At 69.1% G+C, this 4055-nt stretch carries 5 protein-coding genes and 1 pseudogene; 4 read left to right on the plus strand and 2 right to left on the minus strand.

Annotated features, from left to right (window positions below; all coding sequences use genetic code 11):
• Both ACE3O8_RS09895 and ACE3O8_RS09900 read left to right on the plus strand, forming a co-directional pair.
• A pseudogene (locus tag ACE3O8_RS09895) lies at window positions 1-404 on the plus strand (ATP-dependent DNA helicase RecG); the annotation flags it as partial.
• Window positions 405-471: 67 nt separating this feature from the next.
• A complete protein-coding gene (locus ACE3O8_RS09900; RefSeq protein ID WP_374389277.1) occupies window positions 472-963 on the plus strand; it encodes a tetratricopeptide repeat protein in 492 nt (163 codons plus the stop codon).
• A gap of 25 nt (window positions 964-988) precedes the next feature.
• Here the strand turns inward: ACE3O8_RS09900 and grpE are convergent, their stop codons facing one another.
• Both grpE and hrcA read right to left on the minus strand, forming a co-directional pair.
• Complete coding sequence (gene grpE, locus ACE3O8_RS09905) at window positions 989-1513, minus strand: nucleotide exchange factor GrpE (RefSeq protein WP_374389279.1); 525 nt, start codon at window positions 1511-1513, stop codon at window positions 989-991.
• Window positions 1510-2553 (minus strand): heat-inducible transcriptional repressor HrcA, encoded by a 1044-nt coding sequence (hrcA, locus tag ACE3O8_RS09910; protein WP_374389281.1) that lies wholly within the window; start codon window positions 2551-2553, stop codon window positions 1510-1512. The genes grpE and hrcA overlap by 4 nt, the downstream gene beginning before the upstream one ends.
• Before the next feature lie 170 nt (window positions 2554-2723).
• Here hrcA and rph point away from each other — a divergent pair, with 170 nt between their 5' ends.
• Window positions 2724-3440 carry a ribonuclease PH gene (gene rph, locus ACE3O8_RS09915; RefSeq protein WP_374389283.1) on the plus strand — a complete coding sequence of 239 codons (717 nt, stop codon included), beginning with the start codon at window positions 2724-2726 and terminating at the stop codon, window positions 3438-3440.
• Window positions 3437-4051, plus strand: a complete 615-nt coding sequence (gene rdgB / locus ACE3O8_RS09920) for an RdgB/HAM1 family non-canonical purine NTP pyrophosphatase (protein WP_374389285.1) — start codon at window positions 3437-3439, stop codon at window positions 4049-4051. Before rph ends, rdgB begins: the two co-directional genes overlap by 4 nt.
• Window positions 4052-4055 lie beyond the last annotated feature (4 nt).

Consider the following 4055-nt stretch of genomic DNA (forward strand, 5'->3'; position numbering starts at 1 on the left):
GGGCCGAGCGCTTCGGGTTGGCGCAGCTGCACCAGCTGCGCGGCCGGGTGGGGCGGGGGGCTGCGAAATCCATCTGCCTGCTGCTGCGGGGCGAGGATCTTTCCGAGACGGCGAAGGAACGGCTGCGCATGATGCGCGCGACGGATGACGGCTTTGCCATCGCGGAGGCCGACCTGAAGCTGCGGGGGGCAGGCGAGCTGCTGGGCACGCGGCAATCGGGCGAGCAGGGGTTCGTGGTGGCGACGCCGGAGCAGGTGGACCGGCTGCTGGAGACGGCGCACCAGGATGCGCGGCTGCTGCTGGAGCGGGATGGCGGATTGACGGGCGTGCGCGGCGAGGCGGCGCGAAATCTGCTGTATCTGTTCGAAAAGGATGCCGCAGTTGCGACATTGCGTGGCGGTTGAGCGACGGCATGTCCTTCAAATTGCCACAGAGCTGCGTTAACCGGGTTCCATGCCCCGTCGTTTTCAAATGGCCGCCGCTGTTCTGGCCGGCCTCTTCGCGTTCAGCCCCCTGACCCCGATCGGGGCGTCCCCTGCAGTGCCCGGCAAGGCGCAGCTGGAGCTGACGACGCTGTCCAGCAACCAGCTGATGGCGCGTGGGCTGATGGCCTTCAACGCGCGCGACTATGCGGCGGCGCGCGATCATTTCCGCCTGCTGGCGCAGCGCGACAACGCAACGGCGGAGACGCTGCTGGGCACGATGACTGCCAAGGGGCAGGGCGGCGAACGCAATGAGGCGGTCGCCGCCGCCTGGTTCCTGCGCGCGGCGCGGCGGGGATATGCCCCTGCCCAGCTGGCACTGGCGGACGCGTTCGCCCGGGGCAAGGGTGTTCCGCAGGACAAGGCGCGGGCACGGGCGCTGGCCAAGGCCGCCGCATCGCAGGGCCAGCCGGGCGCTGCCCAGCTGGCGAGCCGGCTGGGCCCGGAACGCTATGCGATGCTGACGGGCGGGCGGCCCTGAGGCAGGGCCGCCGGCCGGTGGAAGGTCAGGCGGCTGCGCTCTTCGCCTTGGCGACGGTGACGAGCGCCGGGCGCAGCAGGCGATCCTTCAGCATGTAGCCGGCCTGCAGTTCGGACACGATGGTGCCCGGCTCGGCATCGGATTCCACCTCTACCATCGCCTGATGCAGGTTCGGATCCAGCGGCAGCCCGGTGGCGGCGACGCGCTTCACGCCATTGCGTTCGAAGATGGCGGCGAGTTCGCGGCTGGTCGCTTCGAGCCCGGTGCGCAGCGCATCCGACACGTCTGCGGGGAGGGATTCGAGCGCGCGGGCCAGGTTGTCGGCCACGGTCAGCATGTCGCGGGCGAAACCGGCGGCGGCATATTGCACGGCGTCGGCCTTGTCGCGTTCCAGCCGGCGGCGGGTGTTTTCAGCCTCGGCCGCCATGCGCAGGGCGCGATCACGCTCTGCGTCGCGCTCTGTCACGAGGGACACGATCTCTTCCCGTGCGGCGGCCAGTTCCTGTTCAAGCGTGTTTTCGGCGCCGGTTTCCGGCGTTTCGGCAGTCATGCCATCAACCTCGACAATCTGTTTGCGGTGAAATCCACCATGGGGACGACGCGGGCATAGTTCAACCGCGTGGGGCCGATAACCCCGACGACTCCGATCACGCGCCCGTCTGCGCCGCGATAGGGGGCCGCGATCACCGACGAGCCGGACAGGGCGAACAGCCGGGTTTCCGCGCCGATGAAGATGCGCATGGCTTCGGATTGCCGGGCCTGATCCAGCAGGCGGGCGAGTTCGGCCTTTTCCTCCAGCTCTTCCAGAAGCGCGCGGGCGCGATCCAGATCGACATCGTTGAGGAGATGCGCCTGCCCGCGCACGATGAGGACGGGGCCGGCCCCGTCCGAGGACCAGGAGGCGAGGCCCTGGCTGACGAGCGAGGCGGTGATCCGGTCGAGTTCGGCCCGGCCGGTTTCGATTTCCGCCTGAAGCCGGGCGGCGGCATCGGCGAGGGTGAGGCCGGACAGGCGGGCGTTCACATAATTCTGCGCCTGTTCCAGGCTTTCGCGGGGTAGGCCTTCGGGCAGGGAAATGACGCGGTTTTCGATGCCGCCGTCTGCACCGACGAGGACGGCGAGCGCCCGGCCCGCCCCCAGCGGCACCAGATTCAGCTGGCGGATGACCGCCTCTGTGCGCGGCGCGGCGACGACGGCCGCGCACTGGGCGAGGCCGGAGAGCGCCGACGTGGTGCGGGCGAGCACATCCTCAAGGCTGGCGCCCGCACGCATCGCCTGCGCCTCGATCGCGGCGATGTCGGCGGAATCGGGGACGGCGACCTGCATCATGCCATCGACGAACAGCCTGAGGCCCTGTTCGGTGGGAACGCGGCCGGCCGAAGTGTGGGGCGATTCCAGCAGGCCCAGTTCTTCCAGATCCTGCATCACGTTGCGGATGGAGGCCGGGGACAGCTGCAGGCCGCCGAGACGGGACAGGGTGCGCGATCCGACAGGCGTGCCGGTGGCCAGATAGCTGTCCACGATTTCGCGGAAGATGCCGCGCGCGCGCTCTGAAAGCTGGGAGACGGAAATGCTGCCCGTTTCGTGCATGGCCCGAATGTAGGGTGGAAGGCCGTGGCGCTCAACAGGCGCAGTGGCGGGGGCGCATGACGGGGGCCAGATGACGGGGGCCAGATGATGGGGGCCAGATGACTGGGGTTGGCTTGCCGGCAGCGGCGACCTAAGGCGAAGGGGATTTTCCATTGAGCAGAGGACATGAGATGCGACCTTCGGGCCGTTCGCCGGACATGATGCGCGAGATCGGGATGCAGCCGGGCTTTTCCGCCCATGCGGAAGGATCCTGCCTGGTGAAGTTCGGGCAGACCCATGTGCTGGTGACGGCGAGCGTGGAAGAGAAGCTGCCGCCGTGGATGCGCGGCAAGGGCGAAGGCTGGGTGACGGCGGAATATGGCATGCTGCCCCGCGCCACCCACACGCGGGGGAGCCGCGAGGCCGCCAAGGGCAAGCAGAGCGGGCGGACGCAGGAAATCCAGCGGCTGATCGGGCGATCCCTGCGCGCGGTGACGGACCTGAAGGCGCTGGGCGAGCGGCAGATCACGCTGGATTGCGACGTGCTGCAGGCCGATGGCGGCACGCGGACGGCTGCGATTTCCGGCGCCTGGGTGGCTCTGCGGCTGGCGCTGGACAAGATCCATGGCGTGACGCCGTTCGCTGTCGATCCGCTGCCGCTGCAAGTCGCGGCGGTCAGCTGCGGCGTGTATGAAGGCACGCCGGTGCTGGACCTGGATTATGACGAGGATTCGGTGGCGCACACGGACGGCAATTTCGTGCTGACGTCGAAGGGCTCGCTGGTGGAAGTTCAGGCGACGGCCGAAGGCGCGGTGTTCGAGGAAGAGACGCTGCTGCGGCTGCTGCGGCTGGCGCGCATTGGTACGGACGCGATCTTTGCGGCGCAGCGGGCGGCGACCGGGCGGTGATCGCGCTCGGCCCCCGGCTGGTTCTTGCCTCGCACAACAAGGGCAAGCTGCGGGAGATTTCGGCGCTGCTGGCGCCGTTCGGGATTGAAGCGGTGGCGGCCAGCGAATTCGGGCTGGCGGAGCCGGTGGAGACCGAGGATTCGTTCGCGGGCAATGCGCTGCTGAAGGCGCGGTTTGCGGCGGCCGGGGCGGGGTTGCCTGCCCTGTCTGACGACAGCGGGCTTTGCGTGGTGGCGCTGGGTGGCGAGCCGGGGGTCTATACGGCGGATTGGGCCGAGACCCCGAACGGGCGCGACTGGATGCTGGCCATGACAAAGGTGGAGGAGCGGCTGGCGGCGCTGGGGCCGGACGTGTCGCGCGCGGCGGAGTTCGTCTGCGTGCTGGCGCTGGTGTGGCCCGACGGAGTGGAGCAGACGTTCGAAGGACGGATGCCCGGATCGCTGGTGTGGCCGCCGCGCGGCGAACTGGGCTTTGGCTATGATCCGGTGTTCGTGCCGGAGGGCTATTCGCAGACCTTCGCCGAGATGGACCCGGCGGAAAAGCATGCGATCAGCCACAGGGCGAAGGCGTTCGCGAAGCTGAAGGCGGCGCTGGGGGCGGAGGCGACGTGACGTC

Origin of the sequence: Sandaracinobacter sp., from assembly GCF_041909755.1 — a bacterium.
Taxonomy (GTDB): domain Bacteria; phylum Pseudomonadota; class Alphaproteobacteria; order Sphingomonadales; family Sphingomonadaceae; genus Sandaracinobacteroides.

Coding starts and splice junctions, on each gene's coding strand:
- ACE3O8_RS09900 (WP_374389277.1), top strand. CDS start 472: ATGGCCGCCGCTGTTCTGGCCGGCCTCTTCGCGTTCAGCCCCCTGACC.
- grpE (WP_374389279.1), bottom strand. CDS start 1,513: ATGACTGCCGAAACGCCGGAAACCGGCGCCGAAAACACGCTTGAACAG.
- hrcA (WP_374389281.1), bottom strand. CDS start 2,553: ATGCACGAAACGGGCAGCATTTCCGTCTCCCAGCTTTCAGAGCGCGCG.
- rph (WP_374389283.1), top strand. CDS start 2,724: ATGCGACCTTCGGGCCGTTCGCCGGACATGATGCGCGAGATCGGGATG.